Origin of the sequence: [Ruminococcus] torques ATCC 27756, from assembly GCF_000153925.1 — a bacterium.
Taxonomy (GTDB): domain Bacteria; phylum Bacillota; class Clostridia; order Lachnospirales; family Lachnospiraceae; genus Mediterraneibacter; species Mediterraneibacter torques.
Genome location: NZ_DS264349.1, coordinates 73,454 through 94,956, shown reverse-complemented (window position 1 = coordinate 94,956; position 21,503 = coordinate 73,454). Strand labels below are relative to the sequence as shown.

Genomic DNA, 21,503 nt, shown 5'->3' with positions numbered 1-21,503 from the left:
TGTACCTATAGTCTTCATAAACGAATAAACTTTTACATAACGACAAAAATAAAGCAGGAGATGCCGCAAATCAACAGCGCATCTCCTCTATTTTTATATCTTTTATATCTTTATTTTTTATATCTTTGTTTTTAATATTTTTTTAATATCTCCATTTTATATACTTGCTTTTACATACTTGCTTTTATTCTTTTTCCGCCATTCCTTTATACACTTTCTCCGCCGTGATCGGAAGCTCCCTCACAATTACTCCGACTGCATTTTGAACTGCATTTGAAATTGCAGGAGACGGAGTATTGATAACGATCTCTCCAATGGATTTTGCGCCGAAAGGTCCTGTCGGTTCATAACTGCTCTCGAATTCCACACGGATCTCTCCGACATCAAGACGGCTCGGTATTTTATACTGCATAAAGGAATTACTGTAGTTCTTTCCTTTTTCGCTGTAAATGATATCCTCATAAAGCGCCATTCCGATTCCCTGGGCGATTCCCCCTTCAGTCTGCACTCTTGCAAGATTCGGATTAACGACCGTTCCGCAGTCTACAACAGCGGCATAATCGATTGGTTCAACAACTCCCGTCTCTTTATCGATCTCCACTTCTGCAATACCGACCATGAACGGCGGCGGAGATACAGGAGAAGAAAAGGCTTCTGTTGCGGACAGCGGCGCGTTGCTGCTGCACATTACTTTGTTTCCTATTTCTTTTCTCGTTATCTCTTCTTTTGTTTTCAGATTGACAACTTTTTCTCCGTCAAACTCCACATCATCAGGACTGCATCCGAGATATTCCGCCCCTCTTTCGCATATCTTTTTCCGAAGTGTCTCACACGTTTTCACAACTGCCATTCCCGTAACATATGTCGTACTGGATGCGTAAGATCCGCAGTCATACGGGGAATTATCTGTATCTACTCCATGCACGACAATATCTTCCATCTCACACTCAAGACATTCTGCAGCCATCTGTGTCAGTATCGTATCGCAGCCCGTTCCCATATCGGTCGCCCCGATCATTAAACTGTAAAATCCGTCATCGTTTACTTTAATTTCAACCGCGCCTGTATCTACTCCCGAAATTCCCGATCCCTGCATCGCCATAGCAACGCCGACACCGCGGACTTTTCCGTTTCCACAGTCATAACAGGGATATTTTTCATCCCATCCTATCATTTCTTTCGCACGTTCAAGACATCTGTCGAGAGCACAGCTTCTCGTCGTCTCCCCATAGTAGGCAGGCATCATCTGACCTTCCCGCACCATATTTTTCGCTCTGAGAACGGTCGGATCCATATGAAGTGTCTGTGCCAGTTCATTTACCGCAGACTCTAAGGCAAAAATACCTTGTGTCGCCCCATATCCCCTATAAGCTCCCGCAGACATAACATTTGTATACACTACGTCATAACTGAACCGAAACGCTTCTGCGCTTCCGTAAAGAGGAATCGATTTATGCCCGGATAACCCGACCGTTGTGGGGCCGTGTTCACCGAACGCGCCTGTATTTGACAATGTATACAGATCAATCCCTTTGATATTTCCCTCTTTATCCGCTCCTAAACGAACATGGATTTCCATTTCGTGGCGAGGTGACGAAGCGATCAGAGACTCTTCTCTTGTGTAAATAATCTTTGCCGGTTTTCCTGTTTTCCATGTAACAAGCGCCGGATAAATCTCCGAAACCGACGTCTGTTTTGCCCCGAATCCGCCGCCAATACGCGGCTTTATAACACGGATTTTATGCTTCGGAATATCAAGCGCATTTCCGAGAATGCGGCGGACATGGAAAGGCACTTGGGTAGAAGATACAATATTCAGCCTTCCGTATGCATCCATATATGTATATGTACGAAATGTTTCCATCATCGCCTGCTGATTTGCTTTTGTATGGTATACCCGATCGATCACATGGTCGCAAGATGCAAGGACTGCATCTACATCTCCGCTCTCACTTACGTCATGAGCACACAAATTACGTTTGTTATCCGCTCCGACAGGACAAAGACTTCTCCAGTTTTCTTCCGGATGAACGAGGATCGGATGATCTTTTGCCGTTCTGAAATCTAAAACCGGCTCCAATACTTCGTATTTTACTTTGATCAGCCTCATAGCCTGCTTTACAACCGCTTCCGAAGTTCCAGCGACGATTGCGACCGCATCTCCTACGAACCGGATTCTCTGATCAAGAATAAGCCGGTCGTACGGACTTGGCTCAGGATATGTCTGACCTGCCAGCGTGAAACGTTTATTCGGACAGTCTTTATATGTAAGCACACATTCAATTCCCGGGAGCGCCTCCGCACGTGTAGTATTAATCTCTTTGATCAGCGCATGAGCATGAGGGCTTCTTACAAGCTTTACGATTAAGCTGTCTGAAGATGCGATATCATTTGTATATACGGCGCGTCCTGTCACGAGCGCTTTTGCGTCAACTTTCCGGATTCCTTTATTTACAACACGCATCTGCCGCATCGTTTCTCTTATTTCCTTGTTCTCACTGCACACATTCTGTCCTTCTGCCATGTCTACTCCTCCTTTCCGCCTTTTTTCTCTGCATTTTTTACTTCTATATATTTTTTAATCGCGCGAAGCTGTCCCATATATCCCGTGCAGCGGCAAAGATTTCCCGCAAGGTATTCTTTGATCTCGTCCAATGTCGGGTTCTGAAGTTCTCTTGCCATTGCGAGCACGTTCATAATAAATCCCGGAGAACAGAAACCGCACTGCTCCGCTCCTTCATCTGCCAAAAATTCTCCGAACTGCGCAGCCTCTTTTTCAACGCCTTCCAAAGTCGTAACGCTCTCTCCCTCGATACTTGCGGCAAGAACCGAGCAGGAAAGGCGGGATTTTCCGTTGATCCAGACTGTACACAATCCACAGTTTGTCGTCTCGCAGCCGCACTTTACGCTCTTACATCCGAGATCTCTCAACACATTTAACAAAATCGTATCTGCGCCAACTTCTGCTTTTACCTGTTTGTCATTTAAAACGAACTGTATCTCCATTATATTTCCTCCGATAAAATCGACATTATTTCTCTCTTGATAAGGACCTTTGCCAAATGCTGTCTGTACCCGGCGCTTCCGCGCATATTTGTACCGTACTTAAATTCTGCCGCTGCCAAAGCCGCATATTCCTCGATTTTCTCTAAAGACGCATCTTTTGCGACAGACCATTTCTTTTCGATCATATCTGCCTTCATCGGTCTTGCGCCTACCGCAAAATACCATGTCTCCTGCCCGTTCGCTTTCTCTCTTGACACTGAACAGGCGATCACAGGGAAATCCGTCTTCGTCTGACGGATGGAATCATAACGGAACTGTCTTTTCTTCTTCTTAACAACTATGAAAAGAAGCAGATCATTATCCGGTTTTTTCTTTGCAAATTCAGCTAAGCAGATTCTTCCTCCGTCATAAAGTTCTACATATGTATCCAGTGCCAAAAATGCAGTTAATACGTCTGAAAAACCGAATCTTCCGTAAATGCTTCCTCCAACCGTCGCCTGATTCCGAAATTGAACTCCGACAATGTGACGCACAGCCTCCTCTATTCCGTCTCCGCATAATTTTTTAACTGCTTCGCTTTGCTCGATCTGACGCAGCGTACACATTGCTCCGATTCGTATCTCATCTTCCGTTTCTTCTATTTGATCCAATCCTAAACCTGAAATATCGATCAATGTTTTCACTCTTGCATTTGAAAGGCGCATCCACATCATTCCGCCCATGATCCTGCTGCTGCGCGCCTGATTTAATTCATATGCTTCTTCCGGCGTTTTCGCCTTTACATAATTTCCAATCGTAAGCACAATCGTTCTCCTTTCCTGATACATACATAATAGGTGTTTGCGAAACGCCACAAGCCGCATAAATACGGCATTTTAACTTTTATAAAACAAAACATCTCCTCAACGGATTGTGGTAAAATAGAGTTGCCTAGAAACTATAAACCAACCACCCGAAAGGAGATGTACCTATATGATACCATATAAGCAGCTCACTTTGGCAGAAGTTTTTGAAGATTGCCAAAATAAATTCGATAATGACAAATATCAGTTTCTTTCTCTACTTGACCAAACCATTAATCTTGATGAAATTGTTCCTGTTTCTTTTGTTACTCATTTTCACGCTTCTACAGGAAGACCTCGTAAGCATCCACTTTATCCTATGATTAAGGCTCTCCTTATTCAGCGCATTTTCTCAATCCCGACAGATACTCTTCTGATTATATTTTTAAAATATTCTCAGGAACTACGGGATTTCTGTGGCTTCCGTGTTGTTCCTGATGCCTCAAAATTTACCCGCTTTAAACAGGACTTTCTTATGGACTTACAATCGATGTTCGATCACTTAGTTGATATCACTGAACCGATCTGCCAACGTATTGATTCTAACCTTGCTTCCATGAGTATCTTTGATACTTCTGGAATTGAGGCATGGGTAACAGAAAATAATCCGAAATACGCAAACCGTATCATAAAACAGTTAAAGGCCTTTGCAAAGGCTCACAACTTTGATAAAAACTTTGATCCTTACAAAGCTGCTTACGGCTCAATGCCTGCACACGCTACTGCTAACCCAGCTATCCAACAGATGTACATCAACGGACATTTCTGCTATGCCTATAAGTTTGGTATTGTCACTAATGGTCTTGGTATTGTTCGCGATATTACCTTCTACAATAAAGATTTCCTAAATGCTCATCCTAATATCATTGTTGAAAAGAAATCCGATTCACCAGATGAAGATAAATCACTTGCGGACTCTAAGGCACTGCTCCCTGTTTTGATTGATTTCTTTCAGAAGCATCCTTTGATCAACCCTAAAACTTTTCTAGGCGATGCCGCTTTTGATACCATTGAAATCTACAAAGCCCTTTTGGATGATCTTGGCTTTGAAAAAGCATTTATTCCACTCCGGACAAAACTATCAATGGAAGAAAATGGCTACACCTTCAACGAAAATGGTGTTCCTTGCTGTCCGCATGATTCCACACTTCCTATGAAACGGGAAGGGAGTAAATCTCATCTGAGAAGCAAACTTCCCAGCATGAAGTTTGTATGCCCTAAAATGAAATGGGAATACAACCGTGAAACCAAAACGAAACGCCGTGTCTGCCGCTGTGAGAACCCCTGTACCACATCTTCCTGTGGAAGAATGATTTACATTTACCCCGAAAAGAATCTGCGTGCCTATCCCGGTGTGGAACGTGGTTCCGTAGAATGGGATGAGACCTATAAAATCCGTGTAAACGTTGAAAAATCAATCAACCATTTTAAAGACAGTTTCTGTATTGCCGGTCGTAAAACCCAAAATGAGAAAACACTACATGCAGATTTGTTGCTTGCAGGAATTTCTCAGTTAATAACTGTCATGGTTGCTGATAAAATTCACCAGCATCAATACATACGAAGTTTAAAACCACTCATAGCATAGGACTTACCAACTTCATAAGCCCATGAGGTTTATTTGTTGTGCCAAGAAATGAACGATTTTCACTTCCTATCCCAAGAATCCTGCATGACAGGAGCCTTCGCCTGTTTTCAGTCAGGATTGCGGACTTGTTTCGCAATTACCTATAATTAAATGGTATTTCTTCATCTGCATCTTCTGGAATGTTCATAAAATCCTCAAGTTTTGGCTTTGCAATGTAAGGATCTTCTGAAACAAACCATTCAAAATCGCCATATTTAGATATGGTCTTTACTGCATCATCGACAAGTTTGTCATAATAAGAACGGTCGATAGAATCTTCTTTAGATAATTCTCTAACCATCTCTGATTCCAGCCATCGATACCCTTTTGAGCCTGTAGCAGCATAATACTTTCCGTCTTTTTCTCTCATCAATAAACCGCCGCCAGCCCCCGGCTTAATCGGGCAGAATTGACCAACTCGCCCAATGAAAATATAATTGTGTCCTTCTTCGATACGTTCGAGCAGTTCCCCACAAAGATTCTCGAGAGTTGTATCTGAGAGTAGCCCTTTCTTGTATTGATCTTCCAATTTTGCAAATTCCTTTTCAGAAGAAGATACATCGGGAAGCCCCTCATTCATATCCAAATATAATGCACTGCTTACTGATTTTGTTTCACACATATCTTCAAAGACAATCTCTTCTTTACTAAAAAGTTTCTTAAAGACATATGGAATCTGGAATTGTGTACCGGTTGCGGTCCATTTTCCGTCTTTATACTTGGCGATATAAACAGCATCGTTTACCAAACACATTCTGTCATATGTAGCCTCATGTTCAAAGGTGTAGCCATACCGTTTTCCATAATCCATAACAAACTGGATAATCTCAGGAGTTGCGTCCGGAATCTTAATAGAATCTGTCTTAATATGAGCAACAGTAAAGCCCCGTTCCTGTACCTCGTGTTTGAGGTTAATCATGAACAGAGCTCCTCGTTTGGCTACAATATTATCTTTGTTTCTAGGATCGCGGAATGGATTATCGAAATTTGCAGAAGTAAGACCGTAAACAGAATTGATCGCAGTCTTCAAAGCGTTCGCCAAATCCTTCGCCGTCATTTCTCCATCAATTACTTTCTGAATATACGGTGTCAGCTTTCCATCCAGCATATGATTGACCTCATTCCATGCCTCATGTTTAATGCTGACTCGTCCTTCTACGATATCACGGAATGCTTTGGTAAATTTAACTCCGAACAATACCTCCGCAATCGCACTATGCGGATGCATGGAAGAAATATCTAACAGAGCTACATCTCCATACATTCCTGGTTCTGCATAAACATAACCGCCCTCTCCAACTTCTTCTCCTAGATAAGTAGACTTTCCGTTTTCGTACTTATATCCTGGAAAATATGGCAAAAGACTTCCTTCTTCCCCATGCGTTTGAGACATCATTTCCGGACATGCTTCCGCTAAGAACGAATATGTTTCATCATCAAGATCATGTACTGGCTCTGCTAAGTTACGATAATGAAACTGGTCTTGCGGTTTTCGCTCATTCCCAAATATAATTTTCTGAGTAAGAGTGTTAGTGGTATCATTGACAGTCATTCCAGCTAAATCCGCCAGAATCTGTCTAGCAGTCCAATCCGCTTTCAGATAACGAAACGCTGCTTCCGTAGCAATCACATCGTTATCACAATACTCAGCAACTTTTGTCCACATTTCTTCCGGTACTGGTTGATCCCATGGAAGTCCTAATTCTTGATGATGGATTCCCATTTCAATTTCCAACTTTTTCAAGCTTTTTTTGTTTCCAGCAGATGCAAAATCATATACATCCGTATAAGAAACATTATAGGCTTCTCCAAAGAAACAATTTGGACTTCCACTGATAATCTTTTGCGAAAGATTGTATAATTGCTCATTTGTATAACCCATAAGTCTTGCATAGAGAATGTGATTGTCATATCTCCTACAGTTAAATCCAACCAATCGGAATCGCATCAATTCTTCAATTTCCGTTGGTGTTGGATTGATCATTCGCACAACTGGTTTCCCTTCCCCCTCCATCTTCCAATTTACAAGGAATAAATTTGGAAATACTTCAATATCATAGAACACCAGTTTTGCCTCTTCATTTTTCCCCGCTGTGGAAGGGTCTGCCGATTTGAATTGCATCTTGTTTACCAATTTAATACAATAATCGGCTTGATGTGTACTGTTTGCTGCAAATGCCAATACCGCATTACGCATATCCGTCACATCATAACTTAAATCACTGGAGTAAGCATCTTCCAGTATTTTGTAGATAAAATCGATACTAGGCTTAGTACCTGGATGAATTTCTTTATTCAAATTTCGTTTAATCAGTGTTCTAAGCCCTTTCTCGCTTTTTATCGCTTCAAAATTTACCATTTTATTTTCTCCTTTCATCGGTAAACCAGAGCTAATAGCTGCGATAGGCAAGTCATTACACTTCGTAAGCTTTCTCCGTAATGAGCTTTTGCCTGTGAACACTTTTACTTCAATATGGTCGTCATAAACACGACTTAATTTGTTCACATCTCCCGTATAGATATAATGAAGGTGAACTCCCTTTCCGCTTTTGCTTAACTCTGCATATGTTGCCGGCCACTTACTTGCTTCTTCTACATTCCGCTCAAACGATTTATTTCCGTCTTTATCCGGAATATCAAAATCAATCACAATGTGATTCTCCGGGACTTTAACATAATGGATTTGAGAAGTATTCAAGTCTGACAGTTTGGTTTTTACATTATCCCACTTCATTGACGGAGTTTCTTTTTCCGTTGCATACTGAGCCGGACAATCAGAACACTCTCTATCAAATACAGACTCTATGCTGTCAAAGTGTAACAACGAATGCTTTTCTTCCTGTTTCTCTACAATAGTTTCCTCTTCAAACTTTTCTGTCCGAAATCTAATGTAATAACTTCTTACCCTTGAGCCATCTTCCATATTGAATCGTTCTTTGTAGTCTCGAAAATAGTTTTTCAGTTCTTCCTTAAAAACTCTCTGTGAAAATGGATATCCGACTTTTGCTTCGTCACAATAAGTTTTATACATTTCCCAAGCAGCTTTCAAAGTTGTACCGTTTTCTCTCTTAAAGACATGGTACGAATCGACAATGAAATTATAAAAATCGTTCGAAGCTCCTAACATCGCGATAGGAATATAATCATCATACATTCCAGGATTCTTCAAATAGATTTCTTGGCAGTGATATGCAATTGCTCCAAGCTCAAATTCAATCTGTTTCATAATTGTCTTGTATTCTTTGGGTCCTAATTTATTTCCGGAAGGAGATACATCCACTAATCGTCGTATTAGACCTGATTTTGCGTCCGTTATCTTTACCGGTTTATTTGTACCCATGAATAAAAAGCATTTAAAACGGTTTGAATAAGTAGATTTGAATTTCTCATTTACCGTCATCAGCTCGTGTGACACCAGACTATTCAATCTAGTATTATCTTCAATCCTTGACAAATCCCCATCATGTTGAATAGCCACGAGAGGATTGTTCTTGAATGCTTCCAATGCAAAAGAATTGCTAGATGAACCCAGAGCTTTGGCATCAAAAACGGAATAGTATCCCTCAAAAAGCTGCTGAATAATATTGAGAACCGTAGATTTACCTGTTCCGGCAGCTCCATACAAAACCATAAATTTTTGCAATTTCTTTGATTCTCCGCACACAATGGAACCGATAGCCCATTCAATTTTCTGCCTCTCTGTCTCGGAGTACAAAGTGGACATCAACTTGTTATAAGCAGACAAATCGCCAGCTTCAAGCGGATATTTCAGCTTTTTACTGGCGTAATCTTTTTTGTCAGTCTTGGTGTTGGAGAATATCAATTTATCATCCAGTGTGTGAAAAGAATCCCGCATCTGTTTCTGACAATATTTGTGCCAGGAATCAATCATTCCAGATTCAGCATCCCACATGTGAAGGACTTTAATATCAGAGTCAAAGCGTTGGCGGCTTTCTTCTGCGTATCTATCCAGCTCACGGTCAATCAACTGCAAAGCATCTTGTTCGTCCGTAGACCATAAGCCTCGTTCTTCAATCCAGATAGCGTAGAAGTCACCACCTCGAATCATCAGATCGGAGCTTTTTTTAATAATGAACTTTGGATAGATTTCAATTGCACCACGCTTTGTACTACGTGTGGAAATCATCAAAAAGTCGATCATCTCATTTTTTACTCTCCTTTGTCACGCTTTAATTCTTCGATTTTGCTTTCAAGCTTTTTAATTTTTGCTGCCTGCTCCTGTCTTTCAATCTCACCAATAAAAAAATTCATCGTAACCAGAACAGAAAAAACCGCAACACCGTTGTTGAATTTTTGCTGTTTTCTGATAGTTCTTGAGATAACATCTAACCTTCTGTCCGAATTATGTAAACTCCTAAAAATATAATTCATAATCTCACACATTTTACTTCTTTCCTCCCTTCATTCCATTCAAAAAACTGGTAATCGTTTCTAATTTCCATTCTTTTTGACTGTGGTAAGTGAATATAAATTCCTGACCATTTTTCTGGCGTATCCGAATACTATTTCTTCCATTTGGAAAGAATACATCTATTCGTTCACCCGCATAATCTGGAAAATAATATTCAAACCATTTCATTACTTCACTATGGCTCATAGCGTTCCTCCTAAACATTTTCGTCTAAGTACCAGCACATCTGATACCAGATTTCAATAGTTCTCAAATCGTATCTACTATGGTTTACTGTAAACAGTCCTCCTGCACCATTTCGACTATATTTTCGTTCCAGAAATCTTTGCACAATTTCTTCAATATAGGCTCTGTCAAATTTAGAATCGTTCATAGATCCTAATCCAAGATTTACGATCATATTCCAAAACCACTGTCCAGTTCGGTTTCCCACATCAGGATCGTCCATGATATGCTCTTCACACCGAATAGCAAGTGCGATCATCATTTCCAGAACGCTGCACGTCTTATTGTCTAAATAAGCGGAAATCATGGAGCTACTGTATCCATTCTCATATCCAAACCGATACCTCAAATCAATACCATCTTCCGCACGATTTCCATCCATCGGAATACTGTAAGTAAACTCAATTTTATGCAGAACCTTCAAAAGTCTTCGATACGATAATTTCTTCGAATATCTGCCATCAAACACAAGCTGACACATCCAATTAAAATATGCATCATTAAGCTCGTTCTTCGTCATCATTCCTCCACTCGATGTGGCATCGTCTTTGTAACATCAGAATAGTTCCTCTGGTCAAGCAGAATTTCGTAATCACACTTTAACCGATCGTTTCGGACAAATACGGAATCGTCCTCATACTCCCCAAAGTGTGTCAAAGATTCCTCTCCAACAATTTCTTCCACATCGTCTACCTCTTCGTTGTTTTCATCCGTCAAGACTTGATCCGCATAATAGGTAAGACTTATTTTTTCATATTCCTCAAATTCACCAAATTCCTCTGGCGAAATAACATACGGCTTTTCCACGAACGGATCTCCTTTCTTTTCCTCCACACTGCGAGAATAATTTGTATAGCCTTCTTTCTGAATGATGGATTTATATTTTTTTAAATCTTCGTTTTCTTGAGCTTCATTTTTCTTCAGACCGTCTTGTAAGCCTTCTAACAAACTCTTCCCTGCTTTTTCTACATTTTCTCTTGCGGCATAAGCCGCTTTTACAGAATCAATCTCTTCCTGGGCAATTTGCTCGTATTTTCGCTTGAGTAGTTGCCATGTACATGCAGAGCCTATCCCTGCTCCAGCAATAAAAGCAAGAAGAACCCACCTTTTACTGTTCATACTCATCCTCCTCATTTTTGATTGTCATTACAGTTATTGCTAATCCTCCAAAAAGAAAGGAAACACTCAACAAAATGCCTCCTGTAATATGTCTTTTTCTTTTAGTATCCAGAACATAGTCCAGTACCGATATTATATTCTCCAGACCATCCATATTAGTGCCCCTTTCCTGCTGACAGAATGGCGATTCCACCAGCAAAACAAATACCAGACATAGCTGCCAATGTATAAGACACAACTGCTAAAAAATTACGCATAATAATTCTCCTTTCCTTACTCGTATCTTGAAAAATAATGGTTTTCAACCTGAAACATAGGAACACCGTATGCACTGTACTCACCAGCAGTAAAGAACATAACGTCATAATTTGTTCTTGATTCTAATTCTTCATAAACGAGCCCGCAAATATCTTCTCGAACCTCACATCGATCAACTCGTCCATTCCACATAGATGAAAATTGATTTGGCTGATAGATAACCTCGTAAACGGTATCTGGAAAATGTTCAGAATCAACTCTATTTAGTATAGTGTCGATTACAAGTCGTTTTCCCTCTTCACACTCGCCCTCTGCTTCAGCCATCGTAACAAGAGCAATTAACTCCACATCTTCTTTCGACATTTCTTCTATAATTTCTGTTAGTTCCTCCGTTTCCTCGATAGCAATCGGAACAGCTTCCTTTTCCTCCTGCCAAACCGCAATAGCTGGCTCCGTCTTTCTAACATCAATTGCTCTGGGGACTGAAACTTCTTCTCCATTTGAGCGGAAGTCCACCATGAAAAACAATATACATAGAATAATGCAACATAAGACTGGAACGGCTATTACTTTGATTAACTTACGCATAAAATCCTCCTAAAAAACCACCCCGAAGAATTGGTCAACTCTTAGGGATGGTTGTAAAATTTTTTCTTACATCAAATCCCAAATATTTCCGTCCACGTTGAAATCGAGAAGGATTGCCTGATCAAATCCATTGACATAATCAGAATAACTCAAATTGTCTGCATACAGCCCAAAGTCAATGTAATTATCTCCCTTCGGGCTCTCAGGATCATAGACCCAACCTACAATCTGACCAGCTTTTGTTCTTGGAAGACCTAGCATCTCATAAACATCATTCAGAAATACTCGCTTTTTAGCCTTCAGAAGATCGTTAGCATAACGCTCCTGTGCCTTAATAAACATTAAATTGTACTCATTATTGCTTTCCCAATGAGGATTCAAAATAGAATTTCCGTCTTCATCCTGCGTATATTTCTCAAAGAAACGAGCATATCCGCTGATATCTGCCGGACTCACAACAAAGCCATTTTTCTTAACCTTTTTTTCTTTTCCAGTTTCCTCATCTACAACAGTTTCTTCAAACTTTTTGGCTTTGAGATTATATTTCAGTTCACGATCAACCTCTTCACCGAATCTTTCAATTACTCGATTTCGATATTCTTTAAATCCTTTATCAATAGCTGCATAAGCCGCACCCAAAGCGACATTCCTCTTACGAAGAATATTATTAGATGCAAGAATACTGGTAATTGACAATGCTCCCAGCACAACAGACGGACCGTATAACTTTGCAAACTTTACGCCCGTCTGAGCATATACAATCGTTAAATCTTTCTTTGCATCTTCGCTGGAATACTGCTCTTTCATAGATTCATCTTCTTCGCATTTATGAATTGCCTCAACATCTTCTTTAGTCTTGTCCAGAATCTCGTTGACTTTCGTTGTCGCTTTACATGCCATTACCGCACTTGTGACTACGCCGATAACCCCCGCTACAACAAGAATCTCCGGACTATGCTTCTTTAACTGAAAACTTGTTTTGCTAAACAAACCGTTCACACTCTTAACAATCTCTGCTTTTTTCATGGTTACTTATTCTCCTCTTCTATATTTTTTAAATGATCAATTAAATGCTGCGTGTACCAAAGGATTTTCTCCAAATCCTGAATACCGTTTTTCTTCTTCCAACGGCAGGCATATTTAATGATATTTCCGGTATCAGTCGCCTCAACACCTTTTAATTCGTCGGTAAACGCTTCAATGACGTCAATGACTTCCATACCTGTCTTGGACATATAATGCTCCGGATGAGATACCATTTTATCTTCTGATTCATACATAATCTATTTTCTCCTTTACAATGGTGTAGGTTTAGGTAATTTCAAGATATAGCCATCTTTTACACGAACTGCTCTGCATCCAGCAATATCCGTCCAGCCATATTTATTTGCAGCATAGTTGTCGTTGGACACATTCGCCAAATCATAAAGGTCTGCGACACTGACAACCTCGTACTGAGCAATAATTTCATTCATAGCATCCAGAACGGATTCTGCATCTCCGCGAGTTTCAAATAAGAGTTCATTATATTCATAACTTGTCCGACTTTTCGGTACGGCATAATCCTTTTTTCCGCCATCATAATATTTCTGATAGGATACTTTGGACGCTGTAGAATTCTTTTTTGATTTCCCAGCTTCTCCGTACAAAATCATATCAATACCGTTGGTAACTATATCGGAAATTGCCTTTTTAATTGCCGGCACAAGAACATCCATCACAATATACGATTTCACATTGTTGACATCCTCAGAAATGAATACGTCCGCAAACTTCTGCATTTCTGACTTCTTCTTGGGCTTCACCGTTCCGGAAATTACTTTCTCTACATGTTTTTCTGGAATAGATTCTTTTCGTTCCTCCTTTGACCTATGGGAATTTGGCTTATATTCCTCCATTAAGTTGTCTCCTTTCCACTCACTAGACTAATTTTTCCAGGTAATATAATCTTTGTACCCGGAAGTCGATTGTTTTTCTTTTTAAATTGATATGTAAGATTCGATCGTGCTTTCTTTTCAGAAACCGCTCGTGTAGAAGCAGTCCAACGATTAGCAACACAGTTATCGAACTCCATCACCGGTCCATCATATAAATATAAATTCATAAAATTCACCTCCGGATAAAAGAAAAAAGGGAAAGTACCTTGTTACAGATACTCTCCCTCGTGTTGAAACACAGTTTTCTCTTTAGATTTCTTCGGATTCCTCTTTCTCACTCTCGATGTTCGGTTCATCTGAATCTTCCCACTCAGCATTGATAATCTGCTGTTCCTTCTGAGCTTTGATTTTGGCAATCATCGGTTTACCCACATACTTGTAGATTACAACACCTGCAAGTACAGCTAAACCAACACCGGCCGCAACCTTAAACCCTTTACCGGAACTCGCTTTAACGATTTCCTCAGTAGTTGTCTCCATAACCTCTTCATTGTTCATGATCTCATTAGTTTCCATAAATATTCTCCTTTCATTTTTTGAAAATGTGTGATTCTTCTTCCATTAAAGCAATTGTTTTTTTCGCGCGGTTATCTCAAATTACGAAAGTCGTATCTCGGCGCAATTGTGTAATCAATCACCAGACAAGGTGTTCCATCACTGGCTAATTGCGAACTGAAGGATAAGTCGATATATCCGTCATCAATATTCCAACCAAGTTCATCCCCCAGCTTAATATTATCCAAACCAATTTCATAGTAAAAATCATTCAGGGATATGTACATTTCATCCCTCATCTGTCGATTCAGCTCACATTCAGCTTTCTTAATTTTCTCGATATCTCCCTTGAAATACCTCCCAGACACCGCATCATAGCAAAGTGTATTTCCTTTTTCTGTAATGATTACTTCTCGTGTAACCACCGGATTTTTCTCAACTTTGTCTTTTGCAATAGCATCCTTTACAGCTTCGTTTTTCTTCTCTCCAAACATCTCTATTACTTTTTCCTGATAGTCTTTGAGAGCCGATTCTGATAAGGTGTAGGCTGTTGCGAGTGCTGCGTTTCGACGAACGTTTACCGAACTAGCGCCGATTAAACATGCGATGGAAAGTGTCCCCGTAAGTGCTGCCGGAACATAACACATCCATGTTGTCTTTATCAAATCTACGGCTTCGAGCTGATTAACGCCGATTTCCTCTTTTCTTTCTTCGATAAGAATAAGAGCCTTTGGTGTTGCACGAACCGCCATAACAGTTGTCGTAATCATGCCGGCAATACCAATGCCTGTAAGAATTTCTGGACTATGTTTTTTAATCGATGTTTTAAGCAATAAAAAGCTTTTTGATAATTCTTTTTTCATTATCTTCCTCCTCCGAGAATCGTTTTTGATAGCTCCATTACCATCTGAAACGCCTCGTCTTTCGTAAATCCGGCCTGAATATAACTATCCATCACTTTTTTCGTTTCACGAGCCGCCTGTTCCATAGCCTCTTTCTCTTCCAGATTTTTGATTTCCTGTTTGAGAAGCTTGATCTCGTTCTCTTTTTCAAAAACCTCCTCCTGTAAGGATTCTTTTGTTACCTCTTTTGAGTTCCTTCCCCCACAGTAATTTCTATAAGAAACCTTGCTTTCACGGGGCACAGGGCCCCTGGATTCCTGCTTAACCAACCAGAATTCCGGACGAACCCCAAAAGAGTACGAAGCGCCGTGGAAGAACGTATCGCCACCGTAGTCCACATCAGCGAAATGAGCCGAAGAAACTTCTTCTTTTGTTGCATTTCTCAGCCAGCCCCATGATGAATCATTTTTAAAATAAGCAACCCTGTTCTTTCGTTCCTTCATCAACGGAAGCTGCTCGTCAGTATCGGGTTCTAAATTGTTATTATTCCATTCGTCTTCATGCCCCACAATCTGTCCAACAGTAGGAAGCGTAAGACCATAAATCTTATCACGCAGTTCCTCCGGGAATGCCATAAGCAGAACCGTATCCATCCACTTTTTCAGTTCAGACTTTTCAAAGCCGCCTTTGTTTGTATTTTTGCTATTCATCGGACGACGAATAATATACTCATCAAATATAAACATGATTCCTTCATCCGTAACCTTGTGAGCAGTTGCGCTAAACTCGCCAATCTCTGCTAATGGAATAATTACCTGATCTCCTACCTGAATGTTAGCTGTTTCAATTTCCTGTTTTCTTAATACCTTCATGATGTTTCTCCTTTCGAAAATATAAAATTTGTGGTTATAAAATAAGACCAAGAAGTGCCTCAGCCGTATTTTCTGCAACTTGAAATATAAGATTATTTGCCTGATTTCCCGACATATGAAGAAAAAATTCCATTTTTAAAATAAATCCTTCTATCACAAAGTCGGCTTCGGTCAATGGATGATCCATAATAGTTAAAAGAATCTCATCAACTGCCCATCTTTCATATGAGCGTTCCATAATGGCTTGTTTAGACCAATTTGACCTCGGTTCGAATAAATATTCGTTTGCATAGCTTATAATTTTTTGAATCGCTTCATCGTTCATATGCACCTACTCCAAACTAAAAAGAAAGAGCCCTTGTTAGGACTCCTCTTCGTTTTCGCTATCTCGTTTGGCAAGTGCCTCATTTACTTTCTCTTCGATTCTCTCATCCATTTTCTTTTCGTTCACCCAATCGGTAAGGATATTCACTCCAAACCCAATTACGGTAACCGCAATACCAATAGTTTTGATAATTTTTCCATTCGTCATAAAGCATTAGCCTCCTTTCATAATACGGTTTGTAATTTTTGCGAATCACTCAAATTTGCTCAATGCCATCGTATCAATGATGATACATTCCAGCCCATCTTCCAAAGTCGTTTTATAATTATCAAAATCCAACCAGTAACAATCCATTTCTTCAATCATATAACATATATCCCAACCAATTACATCACCTCCGTCCACCTCATCCAGACCAAGAAAGGACAAATATTCATTCAACGGACAAACCCCTCTTACTGAAAGATTACGATTTACATGGTATTGAGCATTTAATACAGCAGCCATCGTTGTTCTAAAATATTTCTTTGAAGCAAGATCGTAGAAAAGTAACCTCTCGCTATCGGAATCCATATCCATGTTGTAAACCTGATATCCCCAGTCATATGTCGATACCATCGCGTCTTTCGCCATTTCCGCATGGATTTTATCATCCGCATCCTCCCCATAAACTGTCTTGGCTGCCTTTCGATATTGCTTATAAGATTCGTTAAGCATGGCATAGGCACTCATCAAAGATGCTTGTTTCTTTTGATTTAATGCGTTTGCCCCAAAGATACATGCGATGGTTGAAACTCCCAGTAGAACAGAAGGAATATAAATCGGTCCAGCCGCTCGAATAATTTCTAATTTGCTTAAATCTTCCCCTTTCTCTAACTCCGCTTCTTTCAATATTTTTATTGCCTTTGGTGTTGCTCGAACAGCCATAATAGTTGTTGTAACAACTCCAACGGAAGCCACTACAGTTAATATGGTCGGCGAAGAGCGATACAATTGCCTCCCAACTCTTTTTGAGATTTTAACTTTTTGCATGATATTCTCCTTTCGTTTTGTCTTACTCCATAGCGTGTAGTAAATCTTGAATACTTTCTCCGATCAGTTTTGCAGTCATGAAAATGGAACTATTCTTTTTGTTCATAGATGCAAACATTTCCATCTTTTTTGCAAATGTACAAGCCATCTCTCTCAGATTTTTTATCGAAGTTTGAGTTTCTGGATAAATCTGTTTTGATACATAATTTCGAAATTCCCCAATAGCCCATAAACCATTACTGACCCGTTCAAACTCTTTCTTTTCAAAGATAGGATTTGGAAGTTGTTCATCCATTTCATACCAATCGCATAAAATTAACTCCAAATCACCCAGACTTAAATTTTTGACCACATTCTTAAAAATCTCCTTTCCTAAGATTGATAAAAAATAAAAGAGAACCAGTATCGGACTCGAACCGATTACCTCCACAAAAGCGTGGCGCTCTACCAATGAGCTAACTGTTTCTCCATAATAGGAATTGTAAATTTTGCGGAGTAAAAAGAAAGAGCCATTGCTGGCTCAATCCCTCTAATTCAAACCGACTTTTTTCAGAATTTTCATGAGTTCTTCTTTACTCATATCCGCGTCAATACTTACATGCACATGTGCTTTCTCATCTGAAATCGAAGCATTTAACTCGTTTAACTGGATATCTATGTCGTATCCAAGTTTTTTATGTAATACTCCTTTTGCTAATTTTGAAAGTAACATCCGTGTAAATTTTGAGCTGATTTTCATTTCGTCCATCACCCTTAAACTCCTTTCACTTTTATCAGTTTTCCATAACAGGAGTTGTGATTTTTGCGGATTAAATATCCCGTCTGTCAAAGACAGTTTCCCATCGTTCTTTCTTAATCGGTTTCATTTTTAAAGCCCACATAATCTGACGAATCGTTACGGTCGGATAAAGTCCGTTCGTAGCCATTCCAGAACGCATATCAAAGTATCCTTTAAAGCAAGGATGCAAATATAAATCATCTGTAATCCATGGGTCCACTTCTCCCCACCAGGTACTCTTCGTTTTCTCATCAAATCGCTGCTGAATAATCGCCAGTCCCTTTTCTCCGATTTGAAATAGCGTGCAGCAATGATAGACCGGATGATCGCAAAAATATACTTTCCCATACATTGATAAATAGATCTCTGGTTTTTCATAATGGTATCGCATCGTTTATTCTCCAAAAAGAAAAAGCCTATGCCGAAGCATAGACCTTCCCTCAATAATATTTTTAGTCATCAAATAGCTTACATGACGTTTTGCAATACGGATATGGTCCTCCACAGGCTCTACATCCGGCTGGAGGAATATCTCCTTGTTCCATATCGAGCATTTCTTCCGTCCACTCTACTTCTTCATCGGACTCATACTCGTAATCCTCTTCGTCCATCTTTAATCCGCACGATGGACAGATATAAATTCCGCATCCAGTCTTCGGATCTTCTGTTTGCCTCATGACGGCTCCACACCGATTGCAAATCACATATCCGTTATTCAGGTACTCAATCAATTCAATACCTTCTGGTTTGATAATTTTGTGGCTCATAAATATTATCTCCTTTCATTTTCGAAAGAACCGCTATTATTGTACGGTTTCTTCCGGTTTATAGTCAAGAGACAAAGAGCTCTTTATAGCATCTCCTTTCCATAATAGCGTCTGTAAAAATCACGCAAAAACGAAGAGGACATGTATAAATCACGCCCTCCTCATTTTCTGACCGGTTAATTATTTCTTTGTCGGTCTAAAACGATTGAACAATCCTCTGAATGTTGTTGAGGTATAAGTTCCAGTTTCCTCAAACTTAAATCCTTTCCGCATCCAGATACCATAGAACATCAACGGTATAAGCAGTTCTGCCGCAGCAATACCCACTTTGAAATATCGATCTTTCATTTGCTCGTTGAGCTGGCAGGACTTAAATTGCTCATCTTGTACATCTGCTTTGATTTGTTCATCCAATTGAGACTGTTTTATCTCATGTTCTCGGATACTTGCCTCACTTTCCAATGTACGGCGACTTCGCTTATCTTCCGCGTCTAACTCATTTTTACTTTCCTCGATTCTCAAACGGTACAGCTTCGCTAAATCCTCTATAGCCTTTGATTTCTTTTCGCTACCTGAATCCAGAGAAGATATCGCCTGAATCTCTGCCGCTATCTCCTCGTTCAACAATTCTTTGATGTTTTCACCCATTTTAGTTCTCCTTTCGTGAATTCATTAACTGTTCCATAAAAGGACTTGTTATTCGTGCGAAATATAATCTTGGATGTTGACTTTTAGGACAACATATTTTTTCTTATATATCGCATCTACCCCTTCATGAGACAGCTCCAAAAACAAATAAGGTCCGCTATCCGGATCTGATTGATCAACTCGCAGCGAACCCACGACATCGCTTCGAAACACTCGTCGTCCGAAGACAATTCCGATAATGATGCCAACAATAATACAAATAATCAGTTCCATATTTTGTCCCCACCTTTCAAAAAACCTTTTTCCAAATTTCCCACCCGGGATTTTTTCAAATATCAACATAACATGTCTTTCAGATACCTCGGTACTGCATTTTAATCTAGGATAAAAAGAAAGAGCCATTGCTGGCTCAGTCTTTAAATCTGTTATTAAATGACGTTTGTCTTTGACCGTTAATTAGTAAACAAATCAAGCGATTCCAATGTTTCATACTCCGCCGTTTCAAAAGCCTTTGCTCCATTTTTAAACGTTGATAATGCTAGATAGGTAATACCTACCATCACAATACCTCCACCTATTAAAATGTCTTTAAGACTTTCTTTTGACAAAGCATTTATAACAATGTCTTTGCTCATACCTGTTTTAGGATTTGTTATCGGTCCAAATTTTGATTTAATCATTTAAACGACCTCCTTTCACAATAGGAGATGTAATTATTGCGTATTCTCACCCTCATACACGATTTTCTTTCTCATGTCAGACCAAGCAATGTACCGCTCTTTCCGGCACACAGGGCAGTGGAATTTACACACCTTTCCTCCGATATCTACCACTTCTTTGCTGTCGGCTTCCAGACGACTCTGACAATTCGGACAGTTGAAACGATAGACCTTCTTGACTGCTATGTCTATAATTTTCATTTCAATCCCTCGCTTTGTTCAATAACCAGAAGAATCGTCTGTATAAGTTGTAATAAACATCCTTGCAGCATGGAATATTTAACCTAGCTTTCAAGATGTCATAAGACCATCCTTCGGTTACTCCTTTTAGAATATAGCTGGATAACTCCGCATCCGTTGCAATCGCTACCTGCTCAACAGTCTTCATACGCTCAATATAATAGGATCGAGCTTCTACACACCGAACAGTTGGATCGCTAATCTCTCCCTTTTTCGAAAAGACTTCTAAATCGGAAGGTCGACGGCTAAGCCCATCCAAGGCTGCATATGCTTTTTTCCAGATTGGATATTGAAGACAAAAATGCTTCAGCTCATAATAACGATGACGTTCAATCCAATATGGATTTTTCTCCGATAATTCCGGACGAATTGTTGTGCCCATTTTTAATTTTTCTCTCCTTTCCACAAATATCCCGTTTCCTCCCAAAGCCGTTTCGGAGAGATGTAAAAATTGATGCGTCCGTATCTTGAATTCATCTCCTCAATGTTGGTTATCAATTTACCATTTCTAGTAGCTTTTCCAATTGGTAGCCACCCGGATATAATACCGGCACGAACCCAAGAAGCATCTTTTCCATACACTCTGGCTACCACTACCACTGGAACAGACCCCGGTGTAAATGTAATTTCTTCCATTGGCTGTTACCTCCTTTCAACGGCTATTCTAGGATAGACTTGCGATTTGTTAAAACAACCTCAGTGGAAAACGATACACACAAAAAGAAGAGCCCTTGTAGACTCATTCTCTTGA

At 39.8% G+C, this 21,503-nt stretch carries 30 protein-coding genes, 1 tRNA gene and 1 pseudogene; 1 reads left to right on the top strand and 31 read right to left on the bottom strand.

From position 1 onward, the window contains the following. Positions 1-184: 184 nt before the first annotated feature. The 3 genes from RUMTOR_RS05965 to RUMTOR_RS05955 all read right to left on the bottom strand — a co-directional run bounded on the left by RUMTOR_RS05965 (position 185) and on the right by RUMTOR_RS05955 (position 3,809). Positions 185-2,464: a xanthine dehydrogenase family protein molybdopterin-binding subunit gene (locus RUMTOR_RS05965; RefSeq protein ID WP_044998050.1), complete on the bottom strand. Its 2,280-nt coding sequence runs from the start codon at positions 2,462-2,464 to the stop codon at positions 185-187. A 62-nt stretch (positions 2,465-2,526) separates the two neighbouring features. Next, positions 2,527-3,006: a (2Fe-2S)-binding protein gene (locus RUMTOR_RS05960; protein ID WP_004846267.1), complete on the bottom strand. Its 480-nt coding sequence runs from the start codon at positions 3,004-3,006 to the stop codon at positions 2,527-2,529. Then, positions 3,006-3,809, bottom strand: a complete 804-nt coding sequence (locus tag RUMTOR_RS05955; RefSeq protein ID WP_044998049.1) for an FAD binding domain-containing protein — start codon at positions 3,807-3,809, stop codon at positions 3,006-3,008. Before RUMTOR_RS05955 ends, RUMTOR_RS05960 begins: the two co-directional genes overlap by 1 nt. 169 nt (positions 3,810-3,978) lie before the next feature. Here RUMTOR_RS05955 and RUMTOR_RS05950 point away from each other — a divergent pair. Further along, positions 3,979-5,365 (top strand): annotated as a pseudogene (locus RUMTOR_RS05950) (transposase). A 207-nt stretch (positions 5,366-5,572) separates the two neighbouring features. Here the strand turns inward: RUMTOR_RS05950 and RUMTOR_RS05945 are convergent. From RUMTOR_RS05945 to RUMTOR_RS05815, 28 genes are all read right to left on the bottom strand, one after another. Continuing rightward, positions 5,573-9,637, bottom strand: a complete 4,065-nt coding sequence (locus RUMTOR_RS05945; RefSeq protein ID WP_004846264.1) for a DUF5906 domain-containing protein — start codon at positions 9,635-9,637, stop codon at positions 5,573-5,575. Between the two features lie 8 nt (positions 9,638-9,645). Then, complete coding sequence (locus RUMTOR_RS05940) at positions 9,646-9,879, bottom strand: hypothetical protein (protein ID WP_004846263.1); 234 nt, start codon at positions 9,877-9,879, stop codon at positions 9,646-9,648. Between the two features lies 1 nt (position 9,880). Continuing rightward, complete coding sequence (locus RUMTOR_RS05935; protein WP_009320540.1) at positions 9,881-10,093, bottom strand: hypothetical protein; 213 nt, start codon at positions 10,091-10,093, stop codon at positions 9,881-9,883. Positions 10,094-10,103: 10 nt separating this feature from the next. Further along, the gene (locus tag RUMTOR_RS05930) at positions 10,104-10,655 is read right to left on the bottom strand and encodes a hypothetical protein (RefSeq protein ID WP_004846261.1); all 552 of its coding nucleotides are present in this window, start codon (positions 10,653-10,655) and stop codon (positions 10,104-10,106) included. Next, positions 10,652-11,251, bottom strand: a complete 600-nt coding sequence (locus RUMTOR_RS05925) for a hypothetical protein (protein WP_004846260.1) — start codon at positions 11,249-11,251, stop codon at positions 10,652-10,654. Before RUMTOR_RS05925 ends, RUMTOR_RS05930 begins: the two co-directional genes overlap by 4 nt. Then, a complete protein-coding gene (locus RUMTOR_RS05920; protein ID WP_004846259.1) occupies positions 11,241-11,405 on the bottom strand; it encodes a hypothetical protein in 165 nt (54 codons plus the stop codon). Before RUMTOR_RS05920 ends, RUMTOR_RS05925 begins: the two co-directional genes overlap by 11 nt. A gap of 119 nt (positions 11,406-11,524) precedes the next feature. Continuing rightward, entirely contained in the window at positions 11,525-12,097 is a 573-nt protein-coding gene (locus RUMTOR_RS05915) for a cell wall hydrolase (protein ID WP_044998028.1), read from the bottom strand. A gap of 66 nt (positions 12,098-12,163) precedes the next feature. Next, the gene (locus tag RUMTOR_RS05910; protein WP_004846257.1) at positions 12,164-13,123 is read right to left on the bottom strand and encodes a DUF6353 family protein; all 960 of its coding nucleotides are present in this window, start codon (positions 13,121-13,123) and stop codon (positions 12,164-12,166) included. A 2-nt stretch (positions 13,124-13,125) separates the two neighbouring features. After that, positions 13,126-13,377, bottom strand: a complete 252-nt coding sequence (locus RUMTOR_RS05905; RefSeq protein WP_004846256.1) for a DUF3310 domain-containing protein — start codon at positions 13,375-13,377, stop codon at positions 13,126-13,128. A gap of 15 nt (positions 13,378-13,392) precedes the next feature. After that, entirely contained in the window at positions 13,393-13,995 is a 603-nt protein-coding gene (locus RUMTOR_RS05900; RefSeq protein ID WP_004846255.1) for a hypothetical protein, read from the bottom strand. Beyond that, the gene (locus tag RUMTOR_RS05895; RefSeq protein ID WP_004846254.1) at positions 13,995-14,201 is read right to left on the bottom strand and encodes a hypothetical protein; all 207 of its coding nucleotides are present in this window, start codon (positions 14,199-14,201) and stop codon (positions 13,995-13,997) included. The genes RUMTOR_RS05900 and RUMTOR_RS05895 overlap by 1 nt, the downstream gene beginning before the upstream one ends. A gap of 82 nt (positions 14,202-14,283) precedes the next feature. Then, complete coding sequence (locus RUMTOR_RS05890) at positions 14,284-14,550, bottom strand: hypothetical protein (protein ID WP_004846253.1); 267 nt, start codon at positions 14,548-14,550, stop codon at positions 14,284-14,286. 71 nt (positions 14,551-14,621) lie between these two features. Beyond that, the gene (locus RUMTOR_RS05885) at positions 14,622-15,392 is read right to left on the bottom strand and encodes a DUF6353 family protein (protein ID WP_004846252.1); all 771 of its coding nucleotides are present in this window, start codon (positions 15,390-15,392) and stop codon (positions 14,622-14,624) included. Further along, complete coding sequence (locus tag RUMTOR_RS05880) at positions 15,392-16,243, bottom strand: DUF6273 domain-containing protein (protein WP_004846251.1); 852 nt, start codon at positions 16,241-16,243, stop codon at positions 15,392-15,394. Before RUMTOR_RS05880 ends, RUMTOR_RS05885 begins: the two co-directional genes overlap by 1 nt. 34 nt (positions 16,244-16,277) lie before the next feature. Beyond that, on the bottom strand, positions 16,278-16,568 hold the full coding sequence (locus tag RUMTOR_RS05875) for a hypothetical protein (protein WP_004846250.1): 291 nt from the start codon (positions 16,566-16,568) through the stop codon (positions 16,278-16,280). 36 nt (positions 16,569-16,604) lie between these two features. Continuing rightward, the gene (locus tag RUMTOR_RS13120) at positions 16,605-16,775 is read right to left on the bottom strand and encodes a hypothetical protein (RefSeq protein ID WP_004846249.1); all 171 of its coding nucleotides are present in this window, start codon (positions 16,773-16,775) and stop codon (positions 16,605-16,607) included. Between the two features lie 45 nt (positions 16,776-16,820). Further along, on the bottom strand, positions 16,821-17,600 hold the full coding sequence (locus RUMTOR_RS05870) for a DUF6353 family protein (RefSeq protein ID WP_004846248.1): 780 nt from the start codon (positions 17,598-17,600) through the stop codon (positions 16,821-16,823). A 22-nt stretch (positions 17,601-17,622) separates the two neighbouring features. Continuing rightward, positions 17,623-17,952, bottom strand: a complete 330-nt coding sequence (locus tag RUMTOR_RS05865) for a hypothetical protein (protein ID WP_009320520.1) — start codon at positions 17,950-17,952, stop codon at positions 17,623-17,625. Positions 17,953-17,995: 43 nt separating this feature from the next. After that, a tRNA-OTHER gene (locus RUMTOR_RS05860) sits at positions 17,996-18,066 on the bottom strand. 63 nt (positions 18,067-18,129) lie between these two features. Then, entirely contained in the window at positions 18,130-18,348 is a 219-nt protein-coding gene (locus RUMTOR_RS05855) for a hypothetical protein (protein ID WP_004846246.1), read from the bottom strand. Positions 18,349-18,409: 61 nt separating this feature from the next. Continuing rightward, a complete protein-coding gene (locus RUMTOR_RS05850) occupies positions 18,410-18,730 on the bottom strand; it encodes a hypothetical protein (RefSeq protein ID WP_004846245.1) in 321 nt (106 codons plus the stop codon). Positions 18,731-18,830: 100 nt separating this feature from the next. Beyond that, positions 18,831-19,145 carry a hypothetical protein gene (locus RUMTOR_RS05845; RefSeq protein WP_004846243.1) on the bottom strand — a complete coding sequence of 105 codons (315 nt, stop codon included), beginning with the start codon at positions 19,143-19,145 and terminating at the stop codon, positions 18,831-18,833. 180 nt (positions 19,146-19,325) lie between these two features. Further along, positions 19,326-19,793, bottom strand: coding sequence for a hypothetical protein (locus RUMTOR_RS05840; RefSeq protein WP_004846242.1), 468 nt, complete (start codon positions 19,791-19,793; stop codon positions 19,326-19,328). Positions 19,794-19,841: 48 nt separating this feature from the next. Beyond that, positions 19,842-20,066 carry a hypothetical protein gene (locus RUMTOR_RS05835; protein ID WP_009320506.1) on the bottom strand — a complete coding sequence of 75 codons (225 nt, stop codon included), beginning with the start codon at positions 20,064-20,066 and terminating at the stop codon, positions 19,842-19,844. 179 nt (positions 20,067-20,245) lie between these two features. Next, on the bottom strand, positions 20,246-20,473 hold the full coding sequence (locus RUMTOR_RS05830; RefSeq protein ID WP_004846240.1) for a hypothetical protein: 228 nt from the start codon (positions 20,471-20,473) through the stop codon (positions 20,246-20,248). A 33-nt stretch (positions 20,474-20,506) separates the two neighbouring features. Then, a complete protein-coding gene (locus RUMTOR_RS05825; RefSeq protein WP_004846239.1) occupies positions 20,507-20,713 on the bottom strand; it encodes a hypothetical protein in 207 nt (68 codons plus the stop codon). A gap of 1 nt (position 20,714) precedes the next feature. Continuing rightward, positions 20,715-21,158, bottom strand: a complete 444-nt coding sequence (locus RUMTOR_RS05820; protein ID WP_330360031.1) for a hypothetical protein — start codon at positions 21,156-21,158, stop codon at positions 20,715-20,717. Further along, the gene (locus RUMTOR_RS05815; RefSeq protein WP_004845176.1) at positions 21,137-21,388 is read right to left on the bottom strand and encodes a hypothetical protein; all 252 of its coding nucleotides are present in this window, start codon (positions 21,386-21,388) and stop codon (positions 21,137-21,139) included. Before RUMTOR_RS05815 ends, RUMTOR_RS05820 begins: the two co-directional genes overlap by 22 nt. Positions 21,389-21,503: the final 115 nt, after the last annotated feature.

Coding starts and splice junctions, on each gene's coding strand:
- RUMTOR_RS05900 (WP_004846255.1), bottom strand. CDS start 13,995: ATGGAGGAATATAAGCCAAATTCCCATAGGTCAAAGGAGGAACGAAAA.
- RUMTOR_RS05895 (WP_004846254.1), bottom strand. CDS start 14,201: ATGAATTTATATTTATATGATGGACCGGTGATGGAGTTCGATAACTGT.
- RUMTOR_RS05840 (WP_004846242.1), bottom strand. CDS start 19,793: ATGGGTGAAAACATCAAAGAATTGTTGAACGAGGAGATAGCGGCAGAG.
- RUMTOR_RS05935 (WP_009320540.1), bottom strand. CDS start 10,093: ATGAGCCATAGTGAAGTAATGAAATGGTTTGAATATTATTTTCCAGAT.
- RUMTOR_RS05815 (WP_004845176.1), bottom strand. CDS start 21,388: ATGGAAGAAATTACATTTACACCGGGGTCTGTTCCAGTGGTAGTGGTA.
- RUMTOR_RS05930 (WP_004846261.1), bottom strand. CDS start 10,655: ATGATGACGAAGAACGAGCTTAATGATGCATATTTTAATTGGATGTGT.
- RUMTOR_RS05920 (WP_004846259.1), bottom strand. CDS start 11,405: ATGGATGGTCTGGAGAATATAATATCGGTACTGGACTATGTTCTGGAT.
- RUMTOR_RS05925 (WP_004846260.1), bottom strand. CDS start 11,251: ATGAACAGTAAAAGGTGGGTTCTTCTTGCTTTTATTGCTGGAGCAGGG.
- RUMTOR_RS05915 (WP_044998028.1), bottom strand. CDS start 12,097: ATGCGTAAGTTAATCAAAGTAATAGCCGTTCCAGTCTTATGTTGCATT.
- RUMTOR_RS05965 (WP_044998050.1), bottom strand. CDS start 2,464: ATGCGTGTTGTAAATAAAGGAATCCGGAAAGTTGACGCAAAAGCGCTC.
- RUMTOR_RS05835 (WP_009320506.1), bottom strand. CDS start 20,066: ATGGAACTGATTATTTGTATTATTGTTGGCATCATTATCGGAATTGTC.
- RUMTOR_RS05940 (WP_004846263.1), bottom strand. CDS start 9,879: ATGTGTGAGATTATGAATTATATTTTTAGGAGTTTACATAATTCGGAC.
- RUMTOR_RS05870 (WP_004846248.1), bottom strand. CDS start 17,600: ATGCAAAAAGTTAAAATCTCAAAAAGAGTTGGGAGGCAATTGTATCGC.
- RUMTOR_RS13120 (WP_004846249.1), bottom strand. CDS start 16,775: ATGACGAATGGAAAAATTATCAAAACTATTGGTATTGCGGTTACCGTA.
- RUMTOR_RS05910 (WP_004846257.1), bottom strand. CDS start 13,123: ATGAAAAAAGCAGAGATTGTTAAGAGTGTGAACGGTTTGTTTAGCAAA.
- RUMTOR_RS05855 (WP_004846246.1), bottom strand. CDS start 18,348: ATGGACGAAATGAAAATCAGCTCAAAATTTACACGGATGTTACTTTCA.
- RUMTOR_RS05845 (WP_004846243.1), bottom strand. CDS start 19,145: ATGAGCCACAAAATTATCAAACCAGAAGGTATTGAATTGATTGAGTAC.
- RUMTOR_RS05890 (WP_004846253.1), bottom strand. CDS start 14,550: ATGGAAACTAATGAGATCATGAACAATGAAGAGGTTATGGAGACAACT.
- RUMTOR_RS05880 (WP_004846251.1), bottom strand. CDS start 16,243: ATGAAGGTATTAAGAAAACAGGAAATTGAAACAGCTAACATTCAGGTA.
- RUMTOR_RS05850 (WP_004846245.1), bottom strand. CDS start 18,730: ATGTATGGGAAAGTATATTTTTGCGATCATCCGGTCTATCATTGCTGC.
- RUMTOR_RS05960 (WP_004846267.1), bottom strand. CDS start 3,006: ATGGAGATACAGTTCGTTTTAAATGACAAACAGGTAAAAGCAGAAGTT.
- RUMTOR_RS05830 (WP_004846240.1), bottom strand. CDS start 20,473: ATGATTAAATCAAAATTTGGACCGATAACAAATCCTAAAACAGGTATG.
- RUMTOR_RS05905 (WP_004846256.1), bottom strand. CDS start 13,377: ATGTATGAATCAGAAGATAAAATGGTATCTCATCCGGAGCATTATATG.
- RUMTOR_RS05945 (WP_004846264.1), bottom strand. CDS start 9,637: ATGATCGACTTTTTGATGATTTCCACACGTAGTACAAAGCGTGGTGCA.
- RUMTOR_RS05825 (WP_004846239.1), bottom strand. CDS start 20,713: ATGAAAATTATAGACATAGCAGTCAAGAAGGTCTATCGTTTCAACTGT.
- RUMTOR_RS05885 (WP_004846252.1), bottom strand. CDS start 15,392: ATGAAAAAAGAATTATCAAAAAGCTTTTTATTGCTTAAAACATCGATT.
- RUMTOR_RS05875 (WP_004846250.1), bottom strand. CDS start 16,568: ATGAACGATGAAGCGATTCAAAAAATTATAAGCTATGCAAACGAATAT.